The organism is Acinetobacter sp. CIP 51.11, assembly GCF_000369665.1.
Taxonomy (GTDB): Bacteria; Pseudomonadota; Gammaproteobacteria; order Pseudomonadales; family Moraxellaceae; genus Acinetobacter; species Acinetobacter lwoffii_S.
The window spans coordinates 498,959-524,746 of sequence record NZ_KB850129.1 but is presented as its reverse complement, the minus strand read 5'-3'; the positions used below and the strand labels follow the sequence as shown (position 1 = coordinate 524,746).

At 43.5% G+C, this 25,788-nt stretch carries 29 protein-coding genes; 19 read left to right on the top strand and 10 right to left on the bottom strand.

All coding sequences use genetic code 11. The annotated features are described in order from the left end of the window. The first annotated feature begins 27 nt into the window (after positions 1-27). Entirely contained in the window at positions 28-804 is a 777-nt protein-coding gene (locus F894_RS06315) for a Rossmann-like and DUF2520 domain-containing protein (RefSeq protein WP_005246753.1), read from the top strand. Positions 805-1,029: 225 nt separating this feature from the next. Here the strand turns inward: F894_RS06315 and trmB are convergent, their stop codons facing one another. Together trmB and F894_RS06305 are read right to left on the bottom strand one after the other, a co-directional pair. Beyond that, positions 1,030-1,746, bottom strand: a complete 717-nt coding sequence (gene trmB, locus F894_RS06310; protein ID WP_005246752.1) for a tRNA (guanosine(46)-N7)-methyltransferase TrmB — start codon at positions 1,744-1,746, stop codon at positions 1,030-1,032. A 151-nt stretch (positions 1,747-1,897) separates the two neighbouring features. Further along, positions 1,898-3,343: a SulP family inorganic anion transporter gene (locus F894_RS06305; RefSeq protein ID WP_005246751.1), complete on the bottom strand. Its 1,446-nt coding sequence runs from the start codon at positions 3,341-3,343 to the stop codon at positions 1,898-1,900. 217 nt (positions 3,344-3,560) lie between these two features. Between F894_RS06305 and F894_RS06300 the strand changes: the two genes are divergently transcribed. Further along, positions 3,561-4,172 carry a glutathione binding-like protein gene (locus F894_RS06300; protein ID WP_004280108.1) on the top strand — a complete coding sequence of 204 codons (612 nt, stop codon included), beginning with the start codon at positions 3,561-3,563 and terminating at the stop codon, positions 4,170-4,172. 54 nt (positions 4,173-4,226) lie between these two features. On the opposite strand, the gene F894_RS06295 is transcribed toward F894_RS06300, so the two are convergent. The 5 genes from F894_RS06295 to F894_RS06275 form a co-directional block, all read right to left on the bottom strand. After that, complete coding sequence (locus F894_RS06295) at positions 4,227-5,009, bottom strand: thiazole synthase (protein WP_004646601.1); 783 nt, start codon at positions 5,007-5,009, stop codon at positions 4,227-4,229. A gap of 14 nt (positions 5,010-5,023) precedes the next feature. Next, positions 5,024-5,221, bottom strand: coding sequence for a sulfur carrier protein ThiS (thiS, locus tag F894_RS06290; RefSeq protein ID WP_004280105.1), 198 nt, complete (start codon positions 5,219-5,221; stop codon positions 5,024-5,026). A 35-nt stretch (positions 5,222-5,256) separates the two neighbouring features. Further along, positions 5,257-5,622: a DUF423 domain-containing protein gene (locus F894_RS06285; RefSeq protein WP_005246750.1), complete on the bottom strand. Its 366-nt coding sequence runs from the start codon at positions 5,620-5,622 to the stop codon at positions 5,257-5,259. Between the two features lie 119 nt (positions 5,623-5,741). Beyond that, complete coding sequence (rpoH, locus tag F894_RS06280; RefSeq protein WP_004280101.1) at positions 5,742-6,611, bottom strand: RNA polymerase sigma factor RpoH; 870 nt, start codon at positions 6,609-6,611, stop codon at positions 5,742-5,744. A gap of 136 nt (positions 6,612-6,747) precedes the next feature. Next, a complete protein-coding gene (locus F894_RS06275) occupies positions 6,748-6,981 on the bottom strand; it encodes a sulfurtransferase TusA family protein (RefSeq protein WP_004280100.1) in 234 nt (77 codons plus the stop codon). 382 nt (positions 6,982-7,363) lie between these two features. Between F894_RS06275 and F894_RS06270 the strand changes: the two genes are divergently transcribed. Next, positions 7,364-7,579, top strand: coding sequence for a cold-shock protein (locus tag F894_RS06270; protein ID WP_004280099.1), 216 nt, complete (start codon positions 7,364-7,366; stop codon positions 7,577-7,579). A 101-nt stretch (positions 7,580-7,680) separates the two neighbouring features. Continuing rightward, positions 7,681-8,832, top strand: a complete 1,152-nt coding sequence (gene rhlB, locus F894_RS06265; RefSeq protein WP_005246749.1) for an ATP-dependent RNA helicase RhlB — start codon at positions 7,681-7,683, stop codon at positions 8,830-8,832. Positions 8,833-8,893: 61 nt separating this feature from the next. Here rhlB and F894_RS06260 read toward each other — a convergent pair whose 3' ends face one another. Then, positions 8,894-9,274, bottom strand: a complete 381-nt coding sequence (locus tag F894_RS06260) for a hypothetical protein (protein ID WP_005246748.1) — start codon at positions 9,272-9,274, stop codon at positions 8,894-8,896. A gap of 258 nt (positions 9,275-9,532) precedes the next feature. Between F894_RS06260 and F894_RS06255 the strand changes: the two genes are divergently transcribed. The 13 genes from F894_RS06255 (at position 9,533) to F894_RS06195 (ending at position 22,483) form a co-directional block, all read left to right on the top strand. Then, positions 9,533-10,114 (top strand): nitroreductase family protein, encoded by a 582-nt coding sequence (locus F894_RS06255; RefSeq protein ID WP_005246747.1) that lies wholly within the window; start codon positions 9,533-9,535, stop codon positions 10,112-10,114. A gap of 33 nt (positions 10,115-10,147) precedes the next feature. Then, positions 10,148-11,221 (top strand): NAD(P)H-dependent glycerol-3-phosphate dehydrogenase, encoded by a 1,074-nt coding sequence (locus F894_RS06250; protein WP_004280094.1) that lies wholly within the window; start codon positions 10,148-10,150, stop codon positions 11,219-11,221. Positions 11,222-11,297: 76 nt separating this feature from the next. Beyond that, a complete protein-coding gene (locus tag F894_RS06245) occupies positions 11,298-11,753 on the top strand; it encodes a phosphoglycerate mutase family protein (protein WP_005246746.1) in 456 nt (151 codons plus the stop codon). Positions 11,754-11,783: 30 nt separating this feature from the next. Continuing rightward, positions 11,784-12,923 carry a type II secretion system protein GspL gene (gene gspL / locus F894_RS06240; protein ID WP_005246745.1) on the top strand — a complete coding sequence of 380 codons (1,140 nt, stop codon included), beginning with the start codon at positions 11,784-11,786 and terminating at the stop codon, positions 12,921-12,923. After that, positions 12,923-13,402, top strand: coding sequence for a type II secretion system protein GspM (gene gspM, locus F894_RS06235; protein ID WP_004280088.1), 480 nt, complete (start codon positions 12,923-12,925; stop codon positions 13,400-13,402). The genes gspL and gspM overlap by 1 nt, the downstream gene beginning before the upstream one ends. A gap of 90 nt (positions 13,403-13,492) precedes the next feature. Continuing rightward, on the top strand, positions 13,493-14,494 hold the full coding sequence (locus F894_RS06230) for a quinone-dependent dihydroorotate dehydrogenase (protein ID WP_005246744.1): 1,002 nt from the start codon (positions 13,493-13,495) through the stop codon (positions 14,492-14,494). 5 nt (positions 14,495-14,499) lie between these two features. After that, complete coding sequence (locus F894_RS06225; protein ID WP_005246742.1) at positions 14,500-15,081, top strand: CvpA family protein; 582 nt, start codon at positions 14,500-14,502, stop codon at positions 15,079-15,081. Between the two features lie 24 nt (positions 15,082-15,105). After that, positions 15,106-16,641: an amidophosphoribosyltransferase gene (gene purF, locus F894_RS06220; protein WP_004729956.1), complete on the top strand. Its 1,536-nt coding sequence runs from the start codon at positions 15,106-15,108 to the stop codon at positions 16,639-16,641. Between the two features lie 89 nt (positions 16,642-16,730). Then, a complete protein-coding gene (locus F894_RS06215; RefSeq protein ID WP_005246741.1) occupies positions 16,731-18,620 on the top strand; it encodes a M48 family metalloprotease in 1,890 nt (629 codons plus the stop codon). A gap of 204 nt (positions 18,621-18,824) precedes the next feature. Next, positions 18,825-19,469, top strand: coding sequence for a hypothetical protein (locus F894_RS06210; protein WP_005246739.1), 645 nt, complete (start codon positions 18,825-18,827; stop codon positions 19,467-19,469). Positions 19,470-19,491: 22 nt separating this feature from the next. Further along, positions 19,492-20,457, top strand: coding sequence for a 2-hydroxyacid dehydrogenase (locus F894_RS06205; protein WP_005246738.1), 966 nt, complete (start codon positions 19,492-19,494; stop codon positions 20,455-20,457). Positions 20,458-20,573: 116 nt separating this feature from the next. After that, the gene (locus F894_RS06200) at positions 20,574-22,016 is read left to right on the top strand and encodes a M48 family metalloprotease (protein ID WP_005246737.1); all 1,443 of its coding nucleotides are present in this window, start codon (positions 20,574-20,576) and stop codon (positions 22,014-22,016) included. Positions 22,017-22,123: 107 nt separating this feature from the next. Further along, positions 22,124-22,483, top strand: coding sequence for a hypothetical protein (locus tag F894_RS06195; protein WP_005246736.1), 360 nt, complete (start codon positions 22,124-22,126; stop codon positions 22,481-22,483). A 72-nt stretch (positions 22,484-22,555) separates the two neighbouring features. Here the strand turns inward: F894_RS06195 and F894_RS06190 are convergent, their stop codons facing one another. Together F894_RS06190 and rpsU are read right to left on the bottom strand one after the other, a co-directional pair. Next, entirely contained in the window at positions 22,556-23,002 is a 447-nt protein-coding gene (locus tag F894_RS06190) for a GatB/YqeY domain-containing protein (protein ID WP_004280076.1), read from the bottom strand. Between the two features lie 33 nt (positions 23,003-23,035). Beyond that, a complete protein-coding gene (gene rpsU, locus F894_RS06185) occupies positions 23,036-23,251 on the bottom strand; it encodes a 30S ribosomal protein S21 (protein ID WP_001136722.1) in 216 nt (71 codons plus the stop codon). 147 nt (positions 23,252-23,398) lie between these two features. Between rpsU and tsaD the strand changes: the two genes are divergently transcribed. After that, complete coding sequence (gene tsaD, locus F894_RS06180; protein WP_005246735.1) at positions 23,399-24,415, top strand: tRNA (adenosine(37)-N6)-threonylcarbamoyltransferase complex transferase subunit TsaD; 1,017 nt, start codon at positions 23,399-23,401, stop codon at positions 24,413-24,415. Positions 24,416-24,619: 204 nt separating this feature from the next. Further along, complete coding sequence (locus F894_RS06175; RefSeq protein ID WP_004646617.1) at positions 24,620-25,579, top strand: sensor domain-containing diguanylate cyclase; 960 nt, start codon at positions 24,620-24,622, stop codon at positions 25,577-25,579. Positions 25,580-25,788 lie beyond the last annotated feature (209 nt).

The following is a 25,788-nucleotide window of genomic DNA, read 5'->3' as shown; positions in this document are numbered from 1 at the left end:
TGCGTAATTTATCAGGAAGAACAGCAGATGCGGATCAGTATGATTGGGGCAGGGCGAGTGGCATATCATCTTGCCCTGGTATTGTCAGCACAACATGAGATCGTACAGATCTACAGTCGAACCCTAGAAAAAGCACAGCAACTGGCTGAGCAATTCAACGCTCAGGCAATCGCTCAGCCTGAACAGCTGGATCATGAGGTGGATCTGGTCATTATCGCGGTCAGTGATCAGTCGATTGTCAGCGTCATTGAAAAGATTCATCCGTATCTGCAGCAGAATCTGATCGTACATACCTCTGGCAGCACTCATCTCGATTTACTGAAAAATGTGCATGCGCGTGCAGGCGTATTTTATCCTTTACAGACCTTTAGTCTGGAACGCCAGATTAATTGGCAGCAGACGCCAGTGTTTATTGAAGCGGTGAATGAACAGGACCAAATCCTGTTATTAGAATTGGCAAATAGCCTAAGCAATCGTGTTTATACTTATAGTTCTAGTCAACGTCTCAGTTTGCATCTTGCAGCGGTATTTGCCTGTAACTTTGCCAATTATTGCTATGACATGGCCAAGCAGGTAGTGGATGCACAACAGGTCGATTTCAGTTTGCTGTATCCCTTAATACTGGAAACCGCCAATAAAGCCACTCAGAATGATCCTAAACAAATGCAGACCGGTCCAGCGATGCGTGGTGATCAGAATATTTTAAATATGCATCAGCAGATGTTGGCCAATATGCAGCGGGAAGATTTGCAAAATGTCTATCAGTTATTGAGCCAGCAGATTCTCACGCGTCATCGAAAATAAAAGAGCCGGAATTTTTAGTCTAAAATAAAATACTCAATTCTTTTTCCTCTTTAATTTTGGTGAAAAATGAAAAGAAAAAATAATAAAAAATGGAAATGGTATAAAGATGAAAATCTATTTTTCTTCTTAAGTGTTATTTCGGGTGCATTTGTCTTTATATAAGTAGATTGCAAAATTTTTCCCATAAAAAAGCGCTGATTAATCAGCGCTTTTTTGAATCTTGGATTAAGAAATTTTCTTGAAGATAAAATCATTAATCTTGTGGCCGGCTTCAATGCCGCGACGTTCAAACTTGGTTTGTGGACGCCATTCTGGACGAGGGTAGCTGTTGCCTTTGCCCGCCAGATTTTCCAGTCGTGGACGTTCTTCCAATACTTCAATCATCCATTCAGCATACGGTTCCCAGTCGGTTGCCGCATGGAAAGTTCCGCCAAGTTCCAGCTTTTGCTCCACCAGTGGCATACGGTCATGCGAAACAAAACGGCGTTTAAAGTGACGTTTTTTCTGCCATGGATCAGGGAAGTATAACTGAACTGTATTAATACTATTGTCCGGCATTTCACGCAGCACTTGAATTGCATCAGCATCCAGCACACGTAAGTTCGTCAGGCCTTCAACACCTGCTTCATACACGCACTGCGCAATTCCAGGTACATGGACTTCAATTCCGACAAAGTTTCGTTCAGGATTGGCTTTGGCCATCAATACCAGTGAACGGCCCATACCAAAACCGATTTCTACAGTCAAAGGACGTTCAGGATGTTCAAAGTGCTGACGCAAATCACCGACTGGATATTCCAAAATTAAGTGACCATATTGTTCAAGCGCAGTACGTTGGGAGGTGTTTAGCGGCATTGAGCGGCGCATAAACGTCACGATTTCACGGTGCTCGCTTAAGTTTTCCAGCTCCACGACTTGCTGGTCTAATTGATCGTTCGACATAACTTTGGCAAATCTAAAAATTCAGAATGCGGTATTTTAAGTCCTGAGCCGAGCAAGTCAAACTTTTCTCGGTATTTCTCCATAAAAATCGGCAAGATCTTCCAGATAAAATAAAAGAGCCAATTGAAGCTCTTTTATTAATCACCGTTCATCAGTTACTAAAACGGTCAATCAGTGTACTGCTGGCTTCATTTAAACCGATTACCCTTACATCTATCCCTTGGGCTTTAAACTTCTGAATCACATTATTCAGCATATTCACTGAGGTCACATCCCAAATATGCGCGTGGGTCAGATCCAGTTCGACATGCTCAAGCTTCTCTTTAAAATCAAAGAACTGATAGAATTTTTCTGAACTGCTAAAGAATATCTGTCCAGAAATAAAGTAGCTGCGTGAATGAGCCGAATTCAAATGCGTATAGACATGTACGGTTCTTTCCAGTTTATTAATAAAGAACAGGGCAGAGAGCAATACGCCGACAAATACACCAAGCGCCAGATTATGAGTGGCAAGCACGACAATAATCACGGCAATCATCACGGTATTAAATTCTAGCGGATGTTTGCTGAATTGCTTGATTGCTCCCCATTGAAAGGTGGTAAATGCCACCATAATCATGATCGCAACCAGAGCTGCCATTGGGATATAAGCCAGCCAGTCTTTCAAAAAAACCACGAGACACAGCAGAAACACGCCAGCGACCAGAGTCGATAAACGGGTACGTGCCCCTGAAGACACATTGATAATTGACTGGCCGATCATGGCACAACCGGCCATCCCGCCCATAAAGCCGCTGACAATATTGGCCATACCCTGACCACGACATTCCTGATGACGGTCACCTTCAGTTCCGGTCACTTCATCAATGACCGTAGTGGTCATCATGCTTTCCAGCAAACCGACAGTCGCCAAGGTAAAGGAATAAGGCAGGATAATTTGCAAGGTTTCCAGATTGAGTGGAATTTCTGGAATCAGGAATACTGGCAAAGTATCCGGGAATTGCCCCAGATCGCTCACGGTACGCATATCTGCACCCAACAACAGCGCTAGCCCGCTTAAAACTATAATACAGATTAAAGGTGAGGGAATGGCTTTACCGATTTTAGGGATATAAGGAAACAGATAAATAATCGCCAGACCAATCGCAATAAACAGATAACCGGTGCTATCCATCCGGTTAATTTCCGGGATTTGTGCCACAAATATCAGGATCGCCAAGGCATTTAAAAATCCATAGACCACAGCCTGCGATACAAAGCGCATTAATTTAGCGACTTTAAAATAACCGGCAATGACCTGAATGATACCGGTCAGAATTGTGGCAGCCAACAGATATTGCAGACCATGTTCTTTTACCAAGGTAATCATCAAAAGCGCCATAGCACCTGTAGCCGCAGAGATCATGGCAGGACGGCCGCCAAAAAAGGCAATGGATACTGCAATGCAGAAAGAGGCATACAAACCGACTTGCGGATCAACACCGGCAATGGCAGAGAAGGCAATTGATTCAGGAATCAGGGCAAGTCCCACCACCAGACCTGCCAGTACATCTGTGCGGATATTGGAAAACCATTCTTCTTTTTTCAGGCTAATCACGAAATATCATCTAAATTTGGAAAACCTGTGTATGTTAAACAGATAGAGATAAAAATCTACACAAGATTGACTTGCAAAAGCCCGGAATATCCTGAATATTGAATGAGTAACTGTCTTGAGATCACAGTTACGCTTTTTTGCAATTTACAGGTTTGATCACTTGAAAGTTTGTCAGAAGCGATTTAAAACATTGAGAAGTGTATAACAAGGATCAGAAATGAAGCTTTACTATTCGCCAGGTGCCTGCTCACTGGCAGCTCATATTATTTTAAATGAAATTAATGTCGATTTTGATTTGGAACGTGTTGATTTAAAAACACATAAAACAGAAAAAGGTACGGATTATTACGAAGTTAATCCTAAAGGCTATGTACCAGCGTTAGAAATTAACCCTGGTCTGATCCTGACAGAAAATGTTGCAATTCTACCGTTTCTTGCTCAACACGATCCAAAACAAGATCTGATTCCACCATCGGGCATGGGACGTGCCAAAGTGCTGGAATGGTTAGGTTATCTGAACTCTGAACTACATGATGCCTATGCGGTGTTCTTCGGTGGCAAGTTATCCGAAGATGAAAAGAAAAAAGCCTATGCAGAGATTGATCGACTATTGAGTTATATCGATAAAGCTATCGGTGAATCGGACAATGATTATCTGGTGGATGATAACTTTGGGCCTGCGGATGCCTATCTATTTGTCTTGACCAACTGGTCGAACCAGATTGAGCATGATTTGAGTCCATATAAAAATATTATTCATATCCGTAATAAAGTGGCAGAACGTCAGTCTGTACAGATTGCTATGCGTGATGAAGGTCTGATTCCTTAACTAAAAACAAAAATAAAGGACTCAATTGAGTCCTTTATTTTTGTTCATGAAAATTTATTTAAAGAAATAGCCGGTTTCCGGTGAGCTGGCATTGGCCATACGCTTGCGCGGCATACGGCCTGCAAGAAAAGCTTCTCGGCCTGCTTCAACGGCTTTTTTCATCGCAGATGCCATTAATACCGGATTTTGTGCAGCTGCAATCGCTGTATTCATGAGTACACCATCACAACCCAGTTCCATCGCAATCGCGGCATCACTCGCTGTACCGACACCGGCATCGACTAGGACAGGAACTTTGGCATTTTCCTTGATGATTGACAGGGTATGTGGATTCAGAATGCCCAGACCAGAACCAATCAGGCTACCCAATGGCATAATCGCAACACAGCCCATGCTTTCCAGCTCTTGCGCCACGATCGGATCATCCGAGGTATAAACCATGATCTCAAAGCCATCGTCAATCAAGGTACGCGCAGCTTTCAGTGTTTCAGTCACATTTGGGTAAAGTGTTTTTTCATCACCCAATACTTCCAGTTTGACCAGATTGTGGCCATCGAGCAGCTCACGCGCCAGCATACAGGTACGAACAGCGCTATTGGCATCGAAACAACCTGCGGTATTCGGCAAAATGGTATATTTTTCCGGAGGAATGACTGACAGCAGATTCGGCTGGTCAGGATCTTGGCCAATATTGACACGGCGAATAGCGACAGTGACAATCTCTGCACCACTGGTTTCAATGGCCTGCTGAGTTTCATTTAAATCTTTGTATTTGCCCGTGCCTACCAAAAGGCGTGACTGGAATTGGCGTGAACCAATCTGTAATAAATCTTGCATAATTGTCCCGAGTATTAGCCGCCACCGACCGCGTGAATAATTTCTATTTTGTCTGTATCGCAAATTGGCGTATCGCCCAATCTGCTTTTAGGAATAATCATTTCATTGACTTCAACTGCAAAACGCTTACCCTCAAGCGCCATACTCTGAATCAGTTCCAGCAGATTCTTGCAGTGAGTTTCCTGTTGTTCGCCATTGATATAAATCATCATTCTAGCAACCCTCCATGATTAAGTGTTGTTCAGACTTATCTGGCGTATTTTAAAGCATTCCAGGCCAGAATTAACCATCCGGCAATCATTAAAGCACCGCCAATAGGTGTAATAACCCCTAAACCGCGGGGTAATCCTAAGGCCATGATATACAGTGAGCCAGAAAACAGTAAAATGCCGACCTGAATCAGACCGAAGCTCCATTGAATGGGCAATGCAGGGATGACTTTCGCCAGTAAAGAAAGAATCAGTAGTCCTAAGGCATGATAGAAAAAATAATCCGTTGCCGTTTGCCACCAGCCGAGCTGTGCTTCAGTCGCCCGCGCTTTTAAACCATGTGCACCAAAAGCACCGAGCATGACTGCAAGTGCCAAATTAAGTGCTGAAATCGCAATCCACATTTGAATTGATCTTCCTGATAAAGTTTGCGCTCAACCTTAGCATAAATTCAAAATGTGGACATAAAAAAGCCTTCATCAAAGAAGGCTTTTTCGAGGTAAATCAGTAACAGAATTTGGTGTTAATTGGATGACATCGCCACTTTAATTTTTTCCATGGCATTTTTTTCCAGCTGACGAATACGTTCCGCAGAAACATTATATTCGGCTGCAAGCTCATGCAGGGTCGATTTCTCGTCATCTAGCCAGCGACGCTGCAAGATATTACGTGAACGATCATCTAGCTGATCCATGGCTTCATGCAGGGCAGAGGTGCTTTGCTCCTCATAGTCTTCATTTTCAATCAGACGAGCCGGGTCATAACGATTATCTTCAAGATATAACGCTGGTGCCACATGGGTGGAACCTTCATCATCGTCATCGCTTGATGCATCAAAAGCCGCATCATACGCCGTCAGACGGCCTTCCATTTCCAGTACTTGTTCTGGTGTGACATTTAAATCATTGGCAATAGACTGTGCTTCTGCGAGCGTCAACTTTTTCGATGATTTCTTCAGGCTGCGCAGATTAAAGAACAGTTTACGTTGCGCTTTAGTGGTGGCGATTTTCACGATACGCCAGTTACGGATCACGTATTCGTGAATTTCCGCCTTGATCCAGTGCACGGCAAATGACACCAAACGTACGCCCATATTCGGGTCAAAACGTTTCACAGCTTTCATCAGACCCAGGTTGCCTTCCTGAATCAGGTCACCTTGTGGCAGACCATAACCTGCATAACTACGCGCAATATGTACCACAAAACGCAAGTGCGACATGACCAGCATTTTCGCTGCATCTAAATCTTGGTCATAGTAATAGCGTTCAGCCAACTCTTTTTCTTGTTCGGCTGTTAAAATCGGAATCTGATTGACAGTGCTGATATAAGCACCGAGGTTGACACCTGGCGCCGATAATGACAGGGGCATCAACTGATTGCGGCTGTCACTCATGTGTTCTCCTTGAAGTGCGGGATAACCCTAAACTAGGTTTTATCTTAATCCAATCTCTCCGCAAATAATGGATATTTGGGTAGAGAAATGTAAAAAAGTATACGAAAGTGAAGATCAACAGTTTAATTGAAAATTTTTAAGATTCAATTAAGTAGTGAAACTCTGTATCAGAAATTTTTTTAAATTCAAGCTTGAGCTGATGCAGCTGACAATAGCGGCTGACATCTGTCTGGCTATGCGGATCAGATGATTTCAGCAGGAATGTTTTCTGATTTCCGGCCTTTAGTGCGCGCTTTAACATTAATAGCGGCATCGGGCACGGTTTTCCCATAGCGTCTATAAGGCTGAATTGCGCTGGATATTCGGACATTGCGGTTTTATTTAGATAGCAGAAAAGGCTATAAATAGTAGCAAATATGATGCCAGAACCAAACTGGTTTCAGAAAAAGAAGATTTAAATGACTTTATAAAGTCTTTTGACAATTTTCATGAAAAAAATAACTAAATCAAACAGAACATGCTAAAAAAAATCTATTAATTGTGATAAACCCATGTTAAGCTCGTTACGTATTTGGGACTTTGAATAAACAAAGTGATTGTTTTTCACCCTATTACATAAATGGATGTAACCGGGATTTTGTTGATAGTTTTACAGAATGATTACAAGCTTAAAAATAATATTTTCAAACTTGTTTGCTCTGCTGTTTGCAACACCGGGTGGTCCTTCTTTTAGTTTCAATGAGGATTAACTTATGACAGCTGCTCGCGAACAAGGCGTAGTTAAGTGGTTTAACGATACTAAAGGCTTCGGCTTTATTCAACGTAACGGCGGCGATGACGTATTCGTTCATTTCCGTGCTATCCAAGGTGACGGTCACCGTTCACTTCGTGACGGCCAACGTGTTGAATTCAGTGTTGTTAAAGGCCAAAAAGGCTTTCAAGCTGAAGAAGTTCAACCATTAGACTAATCTTCGGATTAAGCTAAAAAGAAAACGCTCCAATATAACTTGGGGCGTTTTTTGTTTATACTATCCCTATCTTAGTGATTACCCAATTAGAGCACCGCTTTATGTCATCTGGTTTTGAAACCTTAAATTTACATCCCAATCTAAAAAAAGCGATTGATGCTTTAGGCTTTACCACCATGACGCCTATCCAGCAGAAGGTTTTGAAATTCACGCTGGCAGGACATGATGCCATTGGCCGTGCACAGACAGGTACAGGTAAAACTGCGGCCTTTTTAATTAGTATCATGAATGATCTATTAAATAATCCGATTCAGGAACAACGCTATCGCGGCGAACCGCGTGCGCTGATTTTGGCACCGACTCGTGAACTGGCATTGCAGATTGAAAGCGATGCACAGGATCTGGCGAAATATGCTGGTCTCAATGTGGTGACGTTGCTGGGTGGTGTGGATTTTGACAAGCAAAAGAACCAGCTTAATAAAGCGCCTGTCGATATTATGGTGGCTACACCGGGTCGTTTGATCGATTTTGTAGAACAAAAAGAAGTCTGGCTGGATCAGATTGAATTTTTGGTCATTGATGAAGCCGACCGCTTACTAGATATGGGCTTTATTCCTTCAGTAAAGCGCATTGTGCGTTTCTCGCCGCGTAAAGAACAACGTCAGACTTTAATGTTCTCTGCAACTTTCAGCTACGATGTGCTGAATCTAGCGCAGCAATGGTTATTTGAACCGGTCACAGTTGAAATTGAACCGGAAAAGAAAACCAATGCTGATGTCGAGCAACGGGTTTATATGGTCGCCAAGGCGGACAAATATAAATTATTGCAAGAAATTCTGCGTGATGAACCGATTGAAAAAGTCATGATCTTCGCTAACCGTCGTGATCAGGTGCGTAAACTTTATGATCATTTAAAACGTGATGGTTATAAAGTGGTGATGCTGTCTGGCGAGATTGCTCAGGACAAACGCATTAAAATGCTGGATCAGTTCAAAAATGGTAAACATAACATCATGATTGCAACGGATGTGGCAGGTCGTGGCATCCATGTTGATGGTGTATCGCATGTGGTGAACTTCACCTTGCCGGAACAGTCGGATGATTATGTGCATCGTATTGGCCGTACCGGTCGTGCGGGAACCAGTGGTGTGAGTATCAGTTTCCTTGCAGAAGATGATGCGTTCTATCTGCCCGAAATTGAAAAAGCCATTGGGCAAAAATTGCCTTTGACCCGCCTGGAAGGTTATTGTTAATCCAGATCATAGAAAAACCGCTCTTGAAGAGCGGTTTTTTATTGCGCTATGGTTTATTAGCTTATTTGGCCTGACAGCGGAATGTAAGAACCGTCTGATAATCATCATTCTGGTTTAAACCGGTATTGGTACCTGCGATATTCCCGAGAACGGTAGCTGCTGCCTGGATCATCTGACCTGTTTGTTCATCGACCACGCCTTTTAAAGCGCCGTTATAAGCTGTCTTTTCATCCACAATAATTGGGGTTGATCGAGAGCCACAGGCTTTATTGGCCGCAGTAATCGCATTGTTTTTCGAGGTCAGTTGATTTTTACCTAATCCGGTCACCTCATACTGGTTATTTTCCTTTTGAACGGCCAAAGCAGTCGGGTTTGAGGCACAGGCAGTAAGAAGTAATGCGGAAATAGCCAATCCGCTGAAAGTGATTGTTTTTTTCATCATGAAATCTCAAGTAAATACGATGCTGAATATTTCAACACAGCAAGCAGCGCAGATTTTGTAGCTGTTGTATAGGTTTGGCAATTTTTGGTATAGCTCTATGTGACTTAGGTGAAAAATAGAGCAGTACGGGATTGAAAAACCAAGCAAGTTTATTTTTAAGTGGTGATGAGCTGGCTGAATCGTTATGAAGTTTCTAGCGTATTTTTCTTTGAATATGCTAATCTTGAGTATAGTTTTTAAGTGTAGATATACAAGGCAATGACGGAATCTGCGATTGACATCGTTCATCAAAATATTCACCAACGACAATCGATTGGTCATCTGCTGGCACCGGCACCGAATGCAGAACAACTGGAAAAAGCCTTTCAGGCGGCATTAACTGCACCCGATCATCATCGGCTCAAGCCGACCACATTTGTCGTGGTTCCAGATAATCAGCGTGAAGCTTTCGGAGAGTTGCTGTCGCAGGCGCTCGTCGATTTGGGTGAAACTGAAACAGCGCAGATTGAGCGGGTCAAGAATCATCCGTTTCGTGCGCCCTTATTGGTACTTGCCTTAACGCGTTTGCAGGATCATCCTAAAGTTCCGCATTTTGAACAAATCCTTAGTTCAGGCGCAGCGATTCAGAATTTTCTGCTGTCACTTCATGTTCAGGGTTTCTCAACCATGTGGCGTAGCGGTGCTGTAGTCGAGTCTGGCCTGTTTAAGCAGGCATTGGGAATTTCAAAAGACGATCTGGTCTCGGGTATTATTTATATTGGCACTGCCGCAAAAGCAATTCCCCCGCGTGCAGAGATTCAAACCAGTGATTTTGTAAGTTATTGGAACCAGAACAGCTAGTTGGCACGGTATAACAGGATATTAAAAAATAAGATGTCAGAATTAAATTTCTCAAAACTGGTAGAACCGGTTGCAGTTGATCATAAGACAGCTTTAAGAGTAACGGTATTGGGTGGGGGTAGCTTTGGTACTGCAATGGCCAATACTGCAGTGCGTAATGGTTGCAATACCATGATCTGGATTCGTGATGAAGCAGTTGCGGCAGATATTAATGCCACCCATATCAATAAACGCTATTTGCCAGATTTTAAGTTAGAAGAAAATCTGCTGGCGGTGTCAGATCTGGAACAGGCTGTGCGTGATCGCGATATTATTTTAGTCGCAATTCCGAGCCATTCTTTCCGGGATGTTTTGCAGCAAATCAAACCTTTTATTACATCGCAAGCCGTGATCTCGCTGACCAAGGGTATTGAAGCCAAAACCTTTAGTTTCATGAGCGATATTATTCGTGAAGTGTTGCCTGAAGTGCCTTATGGTGTGTTATCAGGACCGAATCTGGCCAAGGAAATTGTGGCAGGACAGCCAGCAGGAACCGTGATTGCCAGCCAATCCGAGCTGGTGCGTTATGCGGTACAACAAGCCTTACATAGTGCCTTGTTCCGCGTATTCGCCAGTGATGATGTGCATGGGGTAGAACTCGGTGGTGCATTAAAAAATATTTATGCTGTCGCGATGGGCATGGCTGCTGCGTATAACGTGGGTGAAAATACCAAGAGTATGATCCTGACCCGTGCCTTGGCTGAAATGAGCCGTTTTGCAGTAAAACTCGGTGCCAATCCGCTGACCTTTCTTGGGCTTTCAGGTGTGGGTGATTTGTTCGCAACCTGTAGCAGTCCGCTCAGTCGTAATTATCAGGTGGGTTACGCACTTGGCAAGGGTAAGACTTTGGAGCAGGCAACAACTGAACTGGGTCAAACGGCAGAAGGGATTAATACCATTGTGCAGGTCAAGGCACGTTCGGAAGAACTCGATGTGTATATGCCGATTACTTCGGCCTTGTATGATGTGATTTTTGAAGGTGCGCCGCCACTCAATATTGCCTTGTCATTGATGAAAAATGGTCATCGCAGTGATGTTGAATTTGTCTTGCCACATCATCAAGTCTGATCTATAACACAGGGACTGTCTGCGAATTGTCATATCAGCTAGTTAACATGCAGGCAAAAGAATATAAGGAAATCAAATGCAACTGACTTTAGTTCGACATGGCGAGGCCGCACCACCGGTCAATGGTAATGACACCAAGCGACCTTTAACGGAGCGTGGTCATCAACAGGCTGAGCAGACTTCACAGTTCTTAAAGGATCTGATTAAGCCTGAAGTCTTTGTGGTCAGTCCGTTATTGCGTGCGCAGGAAACTCTGGCACATTTGCAGCAGTATTTTAAAGATGTGCCGGTGGTGATCTGTAATACCATCAAACCGGATGATGATGCCAAAGTCGCAGTGGAATGGTTGTCGCAACTGCCTTATGAGTCGATTGCAGTGGTATGCCATATGAATGTGGTGGCACATATGTCTTCCATTCTGCTGGCTGAATCTTTTCAACCTTATGCATTGGCAGAAGCACGTATTTATGATCAGGCGGTGATTGCCCCTGGCTTATCCACACAGATAAAAAGCTTTAGTCCTACACTATAAAAAATTAATTAAAATGGCAGAACACAATTGATGTTGTATTTATGGATGCCAGAAGCCAATGGGGTTTGGCAATGGTCAACTGGGGAATTCTGGAACACTGTGGACACACTTGAGCAGCTGATTCAGGATATACAGGCTCATCATGGCGAAGAGGCGGTGGTATTTTTCCCGAGCCGTCATGTGCAAATTTTGCAGCAGACCTTGCCCAAGAGCCAATATAAGAAAATGGGCAATGATGGCATTAAATATTTGCTTGAAGAATACGTGGTGCTGCCGGTAGATGCCATGAAAGTGCTGCATCATTTTCAGCAGCCGGATCAGATCAGCATTATGGGGATTGCGAATTCAACGCTTGAGACCTTGCAACACGCGCTAAACTTGATCCCAGTCAAGCTGGCAGCTTTGTTACCGGACTTTTTGGTGCTGCCTGTTCCTGATGCCAATCAGCGTGTGATTGCGCAAATCGGTGGACGTTTGCTGGTGCGCGAGTCGGAATATATCGGCCAGTCGCTGGATGATCTAAGCCTTTATCTGGATTATCAGCCCAAGGATCTCAGCTATAAGGTGAGCAATCTGAATCAGGAGCAGTTGCGTAGTCTTGAAGCACTGGTCACTCAGGAGCAACTGGAGTCTTTCCAATATGGAATTCCTGTACTAAAAAAACCGAAACAGCATTCGTTTAATGTCTTGCCTAAAGCAAAATCCAATGGCGCTATTTCCGGCTACTGGAAAGCCTGCGCGGCGGTTTTTCTGGGTATTTTAGTATTGCAGTTTAGTTATGATGCTGTGCGCTGGTATCAATATAAGAAAGTGGCGAATCAGACCGCCGCGCAAGCCATCGACCAGTTTAAATACTGGTTTGGACAAAATTATCCGGTCACTGAGCAGAATATCAAAAGTCAGTTTGAAGGGCAGTTGCGTCAAAGCCAGATTGCAGATACGCATGCATTGCAGCTGATTAGTCGGGTGGGGCCAGTCTTGATGCAAAATCAGATTGTGGCACAACGGGTGAATTATGATGCTTCTGTGTTAAGTATGGAGCTTAAGGCCAATTCATCAGAAACGTTAAATGCACTGACCAGACAATTAAGCCAGCAAGGCTTTAAGGTGGAGCTGGGGAATATTCAGGCCAGCGGAACAGCTGCGATCGGACTGGTGAGGATTCAATAATGAAAGGCATTGAAGCGCTACAAAATCGTATGGATCAGTCTTTTGAAAAACTGAGTGATTATCTGGACAGCTTGTCGGTACGTGAACGGGTAATGGTGATTTTTACCACTGTTTTTGTGATTGTGGCGGCAGTCGGTTCTGCACTCTGGTATATGCATCAGGCAGCAGATACCCAGCAAAAACGCTTAAATCAGCTGAAAGATACCATTGTTTGGATGCAAAGTAATGCAGTAACCATGAAACCGGCTGGGGACACCCAACTGGATGCAGCGGAGAAAGTACAGCGAGTCGCACAGCAGCAAGGATTGTCGGTGGCTTCCCAGCAAATGGAAGGAAAAATTCAATTGGCGGTCATGCATGAAAATTATGCAGTACTGGCAAATTTCCTGACTCAGCTGGCACAAATGGGGCTAAGTATCGAGAAAATGGAACTAAATAATGAGGCAGGACAGATTAAATTAACGGCGACCATACAATAAACGGTAAAAATAAAGATTTGCAAAGCATGGTTTTTTTGTCAGCCTATGCCTATAATATGCCGACTTAAAAAGCAGTAGACTTTTCTGGATATGTTGTATTCTCTAGCCCGCCCTTTGTTGTTTTCTTTAGCACCAGAGCGTGCACATGAGCTGACATTATCACTATTGAAATCATCCCATAAAATGGGCTTGATGCGTCAAAACGTTGCTGCGAAACCTGTGACCTGTATGGGAATCGAATTTCCCAATCCGGTAGGTCTTGCGGCAGGTTTGGATAAAAATGGTGCCTATATTGATGCCCTTGCCGGTCAAGGTTTTGGTTTTATTGAAATTGGTACCATTACCCCGAGACCGCAAGCCGGCAATCCCCATCCGCGTTTATTCCGTTTACCACAGGCCAAAGCCATTATTAACCGTATGGGCTTTAATAATGATGGCGTGGATCAGCTGGTTGAAAATGTCAAAGCGGCCAAATTTAAAGGCATTCTCGGTATTAATATCGGTAAAAACGCTGATACTCCGGTAGAAAAAGCAGTAGATGATTACCTTATTTGTTTAGAAAAAGTCTATAATTATGCTTCTTACATTACCGTCAATATTTCTTCTCCCAATACCAAAAACCTGCGCAGCCTGCAAAGTGGTGATGCACTCACCGAACTGTTGGAAACGCTGAAAAACCGTCAACTTGAATTGGCTCAGGAATACCAGCATTATGTACCTTTGGTACTCAAAGTGGCGCCTGATCTGGATAACAGCGATATTGCCTTTATTGCCAAGCAGTTATTGCAATTCAAGATCGATGGCCTGATCGTGACCAATACCACACTGTCACGTGAAGGGGTAGAGGGTCTGGAGCATGCAGAGGAAGCGGGCGGTTTGTCTGGCGCGCCAGTATTTGAGAAAAGTACCGCATGCCTGGCTGCATTTGCTGCGGTATTAAAAGGACAAATTCCATTGATTGGTGTGGGTGGTATTCTTTCAGGTGCAGATGCTGTTGCCAAGAAACAGGCAGGCGCCAGCCTTGTACAAGTTTATAGTGGCCTCATCTATACCGGACCTAAACTTGTAAAAGATTGTGTAGACGCACTTTAAATCCTATGAATGCCATTGATATCTTTCTACTGATTATCTTGCTCATTGGAGGGCTCAACGGTTTGCGTCAAGGATTTATTAAAGCCTTTGCGAACTTAGTGGGATGGATCTTTGCCCTGATTGTTGCGGCAAAATATTCAACGCTACTTGCGCCGTCTATGGTTGCTCTGAGTACAGATCCAGTCGTACAAAAGATTGCGGCCTTCGCTTTTATCGTCCTGCTGATTGTAGTTCTGACCTGGATCGTTACTGCACTGTTGAACCGTATTTTAAAGAGTCTTAAACTGGGCCCTCTCAACCGTCTGGCGGGTGGTGTCTTTGGTAGCCTGAAAGGTTTGCTAATTGTTCTGATTACCATGCAGGGAATTGGCCCGTGGGTAGAAAGCTCACCTCACTGGAAACAGTCCAAGTTTATTCAAGCCTTATTGCCTTATGCACCTTGGGCGACTCAAATGTCGAAAGAAGCCGCGAATGGCGCACTACAACATATCAAGCCTGAAGGGACATCGAAACCTTCAGCTTCATCATCTGAAACATCGTCCAAGTCTGGAGCTGCAGATGAGTCTACAAATAATCCTTTTTATTAATCCTAGCTTGTCTGCGAGGTTGCTATGTGTGGAGTAGTTGGTATAGCTGGTAAATCACCCGTTAACCAAATGTTGTTTGATGCATTAACGATGTTACAACATCGTGGACAAGATGCAGCTGGGATCGTGACATGTGATGAAGGACGTTTATTCCTGCGCAAAGACAATGGCATGGTGCGTGATGTATTCCATACCCGTCATATGCGTGCTTTGAAAGGAAATTACGGTATTGGTCATGTGCGTTATCCAACAGCCGGTTCATCGAGCAGTGCTGAAGCACAGCCGTTTTATGTGAACTCGCCGTACGGGATTACCTTGGCACATAATGGTAACCTGACCAATGCTGAAGAAATTCATGATGACCTGTTCAAAACTGACTTGCGTCATATGAACACCGATTCTGATTCGGAAGTCCTGTTAAACGTGTTTGCGCATGAATTGCAAAAACATGGCAAATTGGTACCGACGTCGGAAGATATTTTCCATGCGGTGACGCGTGTGCATGAGCGTTGCAAAGGCGCTTATGGTGTGGTGGCGATGATTACCGGTCAGGGACTGGTAGGCTTCCGTGATCCAAATGGTATTCGTCCACTGATCTACGGTTCACGTGAAACTGAACAGGGTATGGAATATATCATTGCTTCTGAATCTGTTGCGATTACTGCGCTGGGCTTTAAAGTTGAGCGTGATATTTTGCCTGGTGAAGCGGTATTTATTGATTTAGAAGGTAATTTTTTTACCAAGCAATGTGCGGCGAATGCTGAATACCGTCCTTGTATTTTTGAATATGTTTATTTTGCCCGTCCAGATGCCATCATTGATGGAATCTCGGTGTATAAAGCACGTTTGAAAATGGGTGAGAAGCTGGCGCAAAAAATTCTGCGTGAGTGGGGTGAAGAGCATGATATTGATGTGGTGATTCCGATTCCGGATACTTCACGTACTTCAGCGCTAGAACTTGCCAATATGTTGGGCGTGAAATTCCGTGAAGGTTTCATGAAAAACCGTTATATCGGCCGGACCTTCATTATGCCTGGTCAGCAGCTGCGTAAAAAATCGGTACGTCAAAAACTGAACCCGGTTGAGCTTGAGTTTAAAGGTAAAAACGTACTGTTGGTGGATGACTCGATTGTCCGTGGTACGACCTGTAATGAAATTATCCAGATGGCTCGTGATTCTGGTGCGAAAAAAGTATTCTTCGCTTCTGCAGCACCGATGGTGAAATATCCAAACGTTTACGGTATTGATATGCCGGCGAAATCTGAGCTGATTGCATCGGAACGTAGCGTGGAAGAAATCCGTGAAATTATTGGTGCTGACCGTCTGATTTTCCAGGATCTGGAAGATTTGAAAGATGCGGTAAGAACCACCAAAGTACCGGATGTCAAAGACTTTGATTGTTCAGTGTTTGATGGCATCTATGTTTCGGGTGGCATTGATGCGCAATATCTGGATGACCTACAGCAAAAACGTAGTGACAGTGCCATGAAAGAAAGCAATTATATTGATGTCAATATTGATGCAGCCTCAGTGGATTTGACTGGTGTACGCGAAGTCTAAGTAGTTAAAATCATCATGAAAAAGCGGGAATTTCCCGCTTTTTTGTTTTATGATGAGCCCATTGAAAATTATCATTTTAGGGTTCTGCATTGCGAAACGTAGGATACGATTTTATAAAAAACAAAAATATAGTACTACCTGTAAGTTTTTGCCTGATTGCAATTCTGTTGACTATTTTTATTATTAATACCGTTGTTGGTCTCTTTGTCTTTTATACTGATCCTAGCCAGTCAATCTTCTGGCATGTGCTGAGTCCTTATCTGATTGCTTTGCTGTTATGTGCCATGATGATCTCGGTCATCTACGAGTTTTATATTTTTCGGAATGGTGGTTATTCACTGGCGAAGCAGTTGGGTGCGCGTCGGTTGAGTCCGATGGACAGTATTCCCGAAGAAAGTGCTGCATTGCACATTAACCAACAGTTGGCAGAGACTTTTCTGATTGATGTTCCTGCAGTATATGTGCTGCCCGATGAAGTCGGTGTCAATGCGCTGACGGCGGGTTTTAGTCCGCGGGATACCGCAATTATCCTGACTTGGGGTGCGATACAAACACTGGATAAAGTCGAGCTGTATGGCTTGCTCAGCCATGAATTCAATAAAATCCTCTCTGGTGAAGCTGCAGAAAATACCCGCCTGAAAATTCTGTATAGCAGTCTAACCACGTTTAGTCAGTGTGGCAGTAAGATTGCCAAGTCTGGTTTTTATCGAGCGGGTAGCCCCCGTGAAAACAAGTTTGAAACTTTCTATGTTGCAGTCGGTGCGGTGATCTGGCTGATTGGTAGTTTGGGCGTATTGATTTCCCGTTTTATTAAATATATTTCGCTCGGTGGTCGGACCTATAAAAATGATCGAAAGACCCGACGCCTGATTCAAAATGATGCCAATATCCAGACTTTACTCAGAATTCATGTGCATCATTCTGGCTCGCAGATTTATAGTGAATATGCTGAATCCATTTCACATATGTGCTTTGCCAATTCCTTGAGCCCACAAAACTGGCTGAATATTCATCCTAATATCAATCAGCGGATTTATGAATTAAATCCTGCCTTGATTCAGGACTTACAGCTTGAGAATCTAAAAAAACTCAAGAATCAGCCTTTGTTTAGTTTGTTCCGTTCTTTGGAAGAAGTGGTGCCTGAAACTGCAATGAGCTGGAGTTCGCCACAACCTTTGCCTTTGTTGCGGCTGTCTCCGATCAGTTTTGCAATTAAAGATGCGATCAAGCCACTGAACCCGGAACTTCGGCTCAAGATACCACGTCCGGAACTGATTGAGCGTGCATTACAAACAGCAACCGGCTCTCGTGAAGTGATGGTCGCCATTTTAATGATCCGTCAATATCGTGAATTTATTCCGACTGAGGCTGAAGTTAGCCGTGCCATTGTGGATTCATTGCTCAATCTGGACGGGCGGGTACATATTTCGATTTTCCAGCAAGCCTGCAAGAATATTGGTGGCATGCCGACAACTGTCGCACGCCAGTTTTTGATGAAGCTGGCACGGATTATTCAGGAAGATGGTGAAATTGGCCTGCTGGATGCATTATTACTGGAATGTGTGAAATATGAGTTAAATCTGCTTCCTGCACATACGCCTACAGCACTCGATGAAGTCAAGCCACAGATCGTGCGTTTGATTGACGCCTTGCTGCATGTTCAGCAGATTAATAGCGGCAACCAGCTTGAGGTGCGGGAGCGGATTTTAAACCGGATTCTGACCGCTCAGGAACTGGACTTATACAATGAAATTTCTGATGAGCCGATTGATCTAGCAGAAATCCTGAATGATATTGCGGGGCTGTTATTGCGTGATCGCCTCAGTATTTTAGGTATTGCAGAGGCCTGTTTGTGGAGTGATCGTATCGTGACACAGGACGAGCTGGACGTAATGGAGCTGTTGTATTGGCGCTTGGGTTTTGAGGCAGAGCAGGTCGTTCAGCAAATGTTAAAGAAAAACAGTTTAACCATTCTGTAGAAAATAAATGAGAACGCGCAGCTTTAGCCGGAATCTGTTATAACAGCAGGAATGGTTTAATTGTGTATTAAAAGCACGGTTTTTAGCAGACAGCTAAACTTTGTACTAGAATCCATCAGGATAAAAAAGAAAAGCTGAAAAAGTTCGGCAAAGCACAGGCAATCCGGCTAAAATGTTCAGCCTGAAATTGGTGATGATGAAAAGATGATTGGGCATCAGCGTGACATACTGGCAACATTAGGAATCGATCTCTGGATTCCTAGGGACAGCGCATGTCAACCGCACCAGGTTTCGATCTGGCGTGATCAGGCTGCACCTGAATTTCACACCGATATCGTCTTACCACAGCCTGCTTCCGTAGAGGCGTTGGCTGATCTACCGATTCCTGAGCCAGAGCCAATTGTTACGCTTAAGGTTGATACACCACCTGCGGCACCGACTCACATTGCAACTGTTCAGGAACAGCGTGAAATCGTACAAATCCCGCCATTCAGTTTGCAGGCTTTAAGTCTGGCACATTGCAGTATCGTGATTGATGCAACTGCAATGACCGAAGACACCCAGAATTTATGGGGCAATATCCAGCGTGCAGTCCCAGGTGAGTTTCATGAGCTGAACTGGCCATTTCCCTGGGCCAATGTTCAGGATGGACGTGGTGTAGAATCCTATATTCAGGGTTTTCTGGATGGAATGAGTGCAGAGAAAAATATTATTTTCCTCGGGCCTGTAGCGCATATATCAAATACGAAAATGATCCAGTTGGCATCTTTACAAGAAATGCTGGATCAGCCGATTCTAAAAAAACGTTTATGGCAGTTTATGCAAAATAGGACTGCCAGTCTGGAATAATCTTGCTGTGGAATAAAAATAGATGAAACAAAAAGTGGTTGTATTTAGTCAAATTGATACTGATATTCAAAACAAGCTGGAACAAAATTATCAGGTTAGTTATATACAACCGAAGCTAGGCGATGTGAATCAACAGCTTTTGCAGCAGGTTCAGGATGCTGATGGCATGATTGGCGCAGGGCGCTTGTTGAATCGCGATAATCTGGCCAGTGCCACCCGGTTAAAAATTATCTCCAGTGTCAGTGTCGGTTATGACAACTATGAACTGGATTATTTAAATGAAAAGAAAATTTATCTCAGTCATACGCCGCATGTACTGACTGAAACCACTGCTGACCTGGCTTTCACTTTACTGATGTCAGCAGCACGCAAAGTGGCTTACCTGGATCAATGGACCAAGCAGGGACAATGGCAGCGTACCGTGGGCGAAGCACAATTTGGTATGGATATTTTTGGAAAAACCCTCGGAATTATTGGTCTCGGTCATATTGGAGCTGCAATCGCACGTCGTGGTTTTTACGGTTTTAATATGAATATTCTGTATCATAATCGTCGGGAAAAACCAGAACTTGCTCAAGGGTTGAATGCGAAATATTGCCAGCTTGAAGAACTGTTACAGCGTTCTGACTTTGTGGTCGTTGCAGTAGATTTGAATGCGGATTCTAAGGCGCTGATTGCGACAGCGGAATTGGCTAAAATGCAATCCCATGCAGTATTGGTCAATATTTCACGTGGCTCGGTCATTGATGAACAGGCATTAATTTCAGCTTTAAAAGCCAAGCAGGTTTTTGCTGCCGGTCTGGATGTGTATCAGAAAGAGCCGTTAAAGGAATCGGAATTATTCCAGTTGGATAATGTGGTTACATTGCCACATGTGGGTTCGGCCACTGCAGCGACCCGTAAAAAAATGGCAGAACTGGCTTATCAGAATCTTGTTGATGCCTTGGAAGGACGAGTGCCCCGTTATGTGGTCAATCCGGAATTTTAAAATGCATCTCATTCGTCGTTTAAATGGTATTAAAAAATAACATTTTCTTGCGTCTCTGCTCATTGTTCAATGCTATATTCAAGATAAATTAGATCGGCAGGATTAGAGATTTTTCATTGAAACGATTGGCGCTGGCGTGTGGCTTAAGTCTGTATATGGTAGCAGGGCACGGCTCTAACCATGATTTTAATCAAGCAAATGTACAATTTTCTGTGCCTGATATTGGTACAGGCGTCGGCTTACTCGATCAACAAAAAGAAAAAATGATCGGTGAAAAAGTCTATCGTGAAGTGCATAAACAAATGCCGGTCCTGCAAAATCCATGGCTTGAAGATCAGCTGCTTTCAGTATTTTCTCATATCCTGAGTCAGACTCAATTGCAACAGCCGATCGGTTTGCTGGTTATTAATGACCCGCAAATTAATGCCTTTGCTGTACCAGGTGGTCTTTTTGCACTTAATGTTGGTCTGATTAATTCAGCTCGAAACATGGATGAAGTGGCAGGAGTCATGGCACATGAAATTGCACATGTCACACAACGTCATTACAGTCGCTCTCAGGATGCCTTTAAAGGGCAAGGTTTACTGGCGCTAGCCGGAATTCTCGTCGGTGCTTTGGTCGCTTCCCAGGCAGATGGTGATGTCGGCACAGCGGTCATGATGGGTTCACAGGCAGCACTTATGGATAAACAGCTCACCTATAGCCGTAATCAGGAGCGTGAGGCAGACCGGATTGGTATGCAATATATGTATCGTTCCGGCTATAACCCGCATAGCATGGCAGACTTCTTTGAAGTCATGCATCGTTCGACCAGCCGATTGAGCTTTCTGCCAGATTTCTGGTTCACTCATCCACTCACCACAGAGCGTATGAGTGAAGCGCGTTTACGTGCCAACCAGCTTCCTGCGGTGAAACGCAATCTCAATAACCAAGACTTTGAGATTATCAAATGGTACAGTAGGGTCTTGTCTGGTCAGACCAATGCAGAACAGCTTATCCTGATGGACCGGCAAAATAATTTTGCAGGCCAGCTTGCCTTAACTGCCTATCAAATACAGCAAAGCGATTTTCAGGCCGCGCAGGCTACTCTAGAACGAGCAAAAAAGCATAACCAGATGCATCCTTTACAGGTTTTATTTCAAACCGATATTTATTTAGCGCAGAACCAGCTTGATGCAGCTTTGAAAAGTGTAGCATCAGCAGCACGGATCATGCCGGAGAATCGAGCGCTTAATTATAAATATGCAGAAGTGTTGATTCGTGCCAAGCAACCTGATCAAGCTAAACAAATTGTACAAAAGTTTTTGAATGCCAATTCCCGCGATGTGAGTGGCTGGAGACTGATGCAAGTGGCTGCCAATGCAGAGCCAGATTCGCCGATCAAGGCTGCTAATGTGCTGCGCTATCGTGCAGAAGTAGAATACTGGTCGGGATATGAAGAAACCGCTATCAAATCCTTATTACATGCCCAGCGTAGCGTGAAAAACAATCAATCTTTATCGTCCACCATTCGCCAGCGTCTGAAACAGATGCAGCAGGCACATCAATATAAGATTTAAAGCTGAACTGGGTTTTAAGTTTTTGTATCAGGATGATATAGCAAGAATATATTCAATCAGGCTACAATATTTTTGAAAGATCAGCGTGAATCAAATTGAAGCATAATATGAAAAAAATACTATTGGGTATGTGTCTACTGGGGTGGAGTTATGGGGTTTTTGCGGCGAGTGCAGTTGAATATGTAGAAGCGGTAGAACGAATTAATGCGGATTATAAAAAGGAATCGCGTCAATTTTTAAGTGGTTTAAATCCGCAGCAACAAGGTTTTAGTCCTGAGCAGAATGCAAAATTTTGTGGAATTGTAGGGCGCTATGTTGATCATTTATATCAGGCCGCTGACCAGAATCGTGCTTATCTGGATCGTCAGTTTCAAAATATGAGTAAACAGGATGTAATTGTAGAAGTGAAATCGTCTAAAGAGATGCAATTACTCAAGCGTTATCAGGTCGATTGTAATTTGCAATGAGAATACGTCAAGAACTGTCTTTGATGATTAAAGGCAGTTCAACGTTAAAGAGAAAATGCTAGAGAGTAGGGATTAAGCAAGTTGCGCTTTGATTTTGGCGGAAACTTGTGCAGGATCGGCGCGCCCGGCTATGAGCGGACGCAGAGAATTCATCACCTTACCCATATCTTTCATGCTAGTAGCTTGTTGCGCTGCAATAGCTTGCGCAATCATGGAATCAAGTTCTTCCTCAGTCATAGCTTCTGGTAGAAACTGAGACAAAATCTCAATTTCGGCTTGTTCCTTACTAGCTAAATCATCTCGGCCAGCGCCTGCAAAGGCTTTAACCGATTCTTTACGTTGTTTAATTTGTTTTTCAATGACCGCAAGAACCTGAGCGTCGTCAAGTTCTTTGCGCTCATCGACTTCGATTTGCTTAATTGCTGCCTGTAGACTGCGAATGACCGTCAGCTTGGACATTTCTTTGGCACGCATTGTTGCTTTCAAAACATCCGTGATTTGGTCTTTTAAAGTCGTCATTATTTATTCCAGGCAATCAATCACAAATTAATCTTAGTAAAGGCGAGTCGTACGTACTGATTCACGCGCCAATTTCTTTTGGTAGCGTTTAACAGCAGCAGCTTTTTTGCGCTTACGTTCTTGAGTTGGTTTCTCGTAGAATTCACGCTTACGTACGTCAGCAAGAACACCCGCTTTTTCGCATGAACGTTTGAAACGACGGATAGCTACGTCTACTGGTTCGCCTTCTTTCAATTTAACTTGTGGCATGAAGAATCCTCATATCAGTTAGGGTAAGATCTCGGGCTGAATTGCCCTCAATCACAAGTGAAGGTCAGTATTTTACTCATTTACATCTCATACCACAAGTCTATAATAGTTGCTGCAATAGAATTGATACAGGTTATAGGCAGTTTAATGATCGTTTTAGGCTTGGAAACGTCGTGTGATGAAACAGGACTTGCGCTATATGACAGCGAGTTGGGTTTGCGCGGACAGGTGCTTTATAGCCAGATTAAACTGCACGCAGAATATGGCGGTGTAGTTCCAGAGCTGGCGTCACGTGATCATGTACGTAAATTGATTCCACTTATCAATGAGCTGCTGGAACAGAGCGGCGTGAAAAAATCAGAGATTGATGCAGTGGCTTATACGCGCGGACCGGGTCTGATGGGTGCACTCATGACAGGTGCATTGTTTGGTCGTACTTTGGCCTTTGCATTGAATAAACCCGCAATTGGTGTGCATCATATGGAAGGGCATATGCTGGCACCTTTGTTGTCAGAAACTCCACCTGAGTTTCCATTTGTTGCATTGTTGGTATCAGGTGGGCATTCACAACTTATGGCAGCTTATGGCATTGGCCAGTATGAACTCTTGGGTGAATCTATTGATGATGCGGCAGGCGAAGCATTTGATAAAGTCGCGAAGATGATGGGTCTGCCGTATCCAGGTGGTCCAAATATCTCCAAACTGGCGGAGCAGGGTGACCCGAATGCCTTTGCATTCCCGCGTCCAATGCTGCATCAAGGCCTAGAATTTTCATTCAGTGGTCTAAAAACGGCTGTTTCTGTACAGATGAAAAAACTGGGTGATGAAAATCGTGATGCCGATATCGCTGCCAGTTTTCAGGAAGCCATTGTTGATACTTTGGTGAAAAAGTCGGTGAAAGCACTGAAGCAAACAGGTCTTAAACGTCTGGTGATTGCGGGCGGTGTCAGTGCCAACAAGCGTTTACGTGAGCGTTTAGAAGTAGATTTAGCCAAGATCCGTGCATCTGTTTATTATGCTGAACCTGCACTCTGTACAGACAATGGTGCCATGATTGCTTTTGCGGGCTATCAGCGTCTCAAAGCAGGGCAGCATGATGGCTTGGCGGTGACCACCACACCGCGCTGGCCAATGACGGAACTGACTAATCCGACAGAGGCATAGATTTCAGACTTGAAGAAAAGAGGCTTAGGCCTCTTTTTTATTGTGAATTTTTAAATGAAAACTTATAGCAACGGTATGTTGTAAATATATAGTTTTATGGCTGTATTTAGAGCTCTTATATTCTATTGAAACTATAAAAATAGTTTAATAGCTTAAGTTGATATCATGCATATTTTTACAGGTTTACAGCAGAGGCAATCTCGGATGGAAAATATAAATTTCAAAAGTTTTCAGGATGCTGGAGAGGCAGTGTTAAAGTTTCTGCATCAGCATTTTGGCTTTAATTTATGGATGATCACCCGGGTAGAAGGCCAAGACTGGATTGTGCTGCAAAGTGAAGATCATGGTTATGATATACGACCCGGCCAGGTGTTTCAGTGGGCTGATTCTTTTTGTTCTCATATGGTCGCAGGTAAGGCCCCGAGAATTGCCCCCCGCTCTGAAGAAATTCCTTTATACGCCACAGCGCCGATTAATCAGCAGGTCTGTATAAAATCTTATATTGGTCAGCCACTCCTTAAAGAAGATGGCAGTTTGTTTGGAACGCTCTGTGCGATTGATCCAGAAACCAAATCAGAAGCTATTGTGCAAGATATACAACTGGTCGAGTTGTTGGGACAATTACTCAGTTCGATCTTGCAGGCAGAATTACGTCAGAGTGAGCAGATGAGACAGCATGAATTATTGCAGGAAGAAGCCAGTAAAGATGAATTGACCGGGCTATATAATCGTCGCGCTTGGGAAAAACTGCTGCGAGCAGAAGAAGAGCGTTGCAAGCAATATGGTCATCCCGCCGCTGTATTATTTATTGACCTGAATGACCTAAAAAAAGTGAATGATAATTTAGGTCATGATGAAGGTGACAAACTGATTCAAAATGCAGCGCAAATATTACGAGATAATGTACGGATCAATGATATTGTTGCTCGTTTGGGTGGTGATGAGTTTGTGATTCTTAGCGTGGAAAATGATGAAACGGGTACTGAAAGTTTAGTGGATCGTTTAATTAATGCCTTTGCAGCAGCAAACATTGGCGCAGCGATTGGTATGGCGATGCGTCATCCTGGTCATGGTTTATTTGCAGCGCTCGCACAAGCGGATCAGAACATGTTTGAATATAAGCGTCGGAAAAAATTCAGTGAATCCGTGACCAATCTAAAATAATCGACGCTTTAAATCTTCTGTAAATAATTAAGTATTTCATATCATAAAAATGATCATTTTATATGCTCTAAAGTCATCCTATCTTTCAATATTCTCTTTCATGGCTCTGTATAAAAGTTGAACATGATTCTCCATAAAAAGAAAATTCAATCCATCTTTAACTTAACAATTACAAATTTTATAAGCTTTGTTGCAAAGTAAATTGATTT

Excerpts from the sequence above, each read along its gene's own strand:
- F894_RS06315 (WP_005246753.1), top strand. The coding sequence starts at position 28 with ATGCGGATCAGTATGATTGGGGCAGGGCGAGTGGCATATCATCTTGCC.
- trmB (WP_005246752.1), bottom strand. The coding sequence starts at position 1,746 with ATGTCGAACGATCAATTAGACCAGCAAGTCGTGGAGCTGGAAAACTTA.
- F894_RS06300 (WP_004280108.1), top strand. The coding sequence starts at position 3,561 with ATGAAGCTTTACTATTCGCCAGGTGCCTGCTCACTGGCAGCTCATATT.
- F894_RS06295 (WP_004646601.1), bottom strand. The coding sequence starts at position 5,009 with ATGCAAGATTTATTACAGATTGGTTCACGCCAATTCCAGTCACGCCTT.
- thiS (WP_004280105.1), bottom strand. The coding sequence starts at position 5,221 with ATGATGATTTATATCAATGGCGAACAACAGGAAACTCACTGCAAGAAT.
- F894_RS06285 (WP_005246750.1), bottom strand. The coding sequence starts at position 5,622 with ATGTGGATTGCGATTTCAGCACTTAATTTGGCACTTGCAGTCATGCTC.
- rpoH (WP_004280101.1), bottom strand. The coding sequence starts at position 6,611 with ATGAGTGACAGCCGCAATCAGTTGATGCCCCTGTCATTATCGGCGCCA.
- F894_RS06275 (WP_004280100.1), bottom strand. The coding sequence starts at position 6,981 with ATGTCCGAATATCCAGCGCAATTCAGCCTTATAGACGCTATGGGAAAA.
- F894_RS06270 (WP_004280099.1), top strand. The coding sequence starts at position 7,364 with ATGACAGCTGCTCGCGAACAAGGCGTAGTTAAGTGGTTTAACGATACT.
- rhlB (WP_005246749.1), top strand. The coding sequence starts at position 7,681 with ATGTCATCTGGTTTTGAAACCTTAAATTTACATCCCAATCTAAAAAAA.
- F894_RS06260 (WP_005246748.1), bottom strand. The coding sequence starts at position 9,274 with ATGATGAAAAAAACAATCACTTTCAGCGGATTGGCTATTTCCGCATTA.
- F894_RS06255 (WP_005246747.1), top strand. The coding sequence starts at position 9,533 with ATGACGGAATCTGCGATTGACATCGTTCATCAAAATATTCACCAACGA.
- F894_RS06250 (WP_004280094.1), top strand. The coding sequence starts at position 10,148 with ATGTCAGAATTAAATTTCTCAAAACTGGTAGAACCGGTTGCAGTTGAT.
- F894_RS06245 (WP_005246746.1), top strand. The coding sequence starts at position 11,298 with ATGCAACTGACTTTAGTTCGACATGGCGAGGCCGCACCACCGGTCAAT.
- gspL (WP_005246745.1), top strand. The coding sequence starts at position 11,784 with ATGTTGTATTTATGGATGCCAGAAGCCAATGGGGTTTGGCAATGGTCA.
- gspM (WP_004280088.1), top strand. The coding sequence starts at position 12,923 with ATGAAAGGCATTGAAGCGCTACAAAATCGTATGGATCAGTCTTTTGAA.
- F894_RS06230 (WP_005246744.1), top strand. The coding sequence starts at position 13,493 with ATGTTGTATTCTCTAGCCCGCCCTTTGTTGTTTTCTTTAGCACCAGAG.
- F894_RS06225 (WP_005246742.1), top strand. The coding sequence starts at position 14,500 with ATGAATGCCATTGATATCTTTCTACTGATTATCTTGCTCATTGGAGGG.
- purF (WP_004729956.1), top strand. The coding sequence starts at position 15,106 with ATGTGTGGAGTAGTTGGTATAGCTGGTAAATCACCCGTTAACCAAATG.
- F894_RS06210 (WP_005246739.1), top strand. The coding sequence starts at position 18,825 with ATGATTGGGCATCAGCGTGACATACTGGCAACATTAGGAATCGATCTC.
- F894_RS06205 (WP_005246738.1), top strand. The coding sequence starts at position 19,492 with ATGAAACAAAAAGTGGTTGTATTTAGTCAAATTGATACTGATATTCAA.
- F894_RS06195 (WP_005246736.1), top strand. The coding sequence starts at position 22,124 with ATGAAAAAAATACTATTGGGTATGTGTCTACTGGGGTGGAGTTATGGG.
- F894_RS06190 (WP_004280076.1), bottom strand. The coding sequence starts at position 23,002 with ATGACGACTTTAAAAGACCAAATCACGGATGTTTTGAAAGCAACAATG.
- rpsU (WP_001136722.1), bottom strand. The coding sequence starts at position 23,251 with ATGCCACAAGTTAAATTGAAAGAAGGCGAACCAGTAGACGTAGCTATC.
- tsaD (WP_005246735.1), top strand. The coding sequence starts at position 23,399 with ATGATCGTTTTAGGCTTGGAAACGTCGTGTGATGAAACAGGACTTGCG.
- F894_RS06175 (WP_004646617.1), top strand. The coding sequence starts at position 24,620 with ATGGAAAATATAAATTTCAAAAGTTTTCAGGATGCTGGAGAGGCAGTG.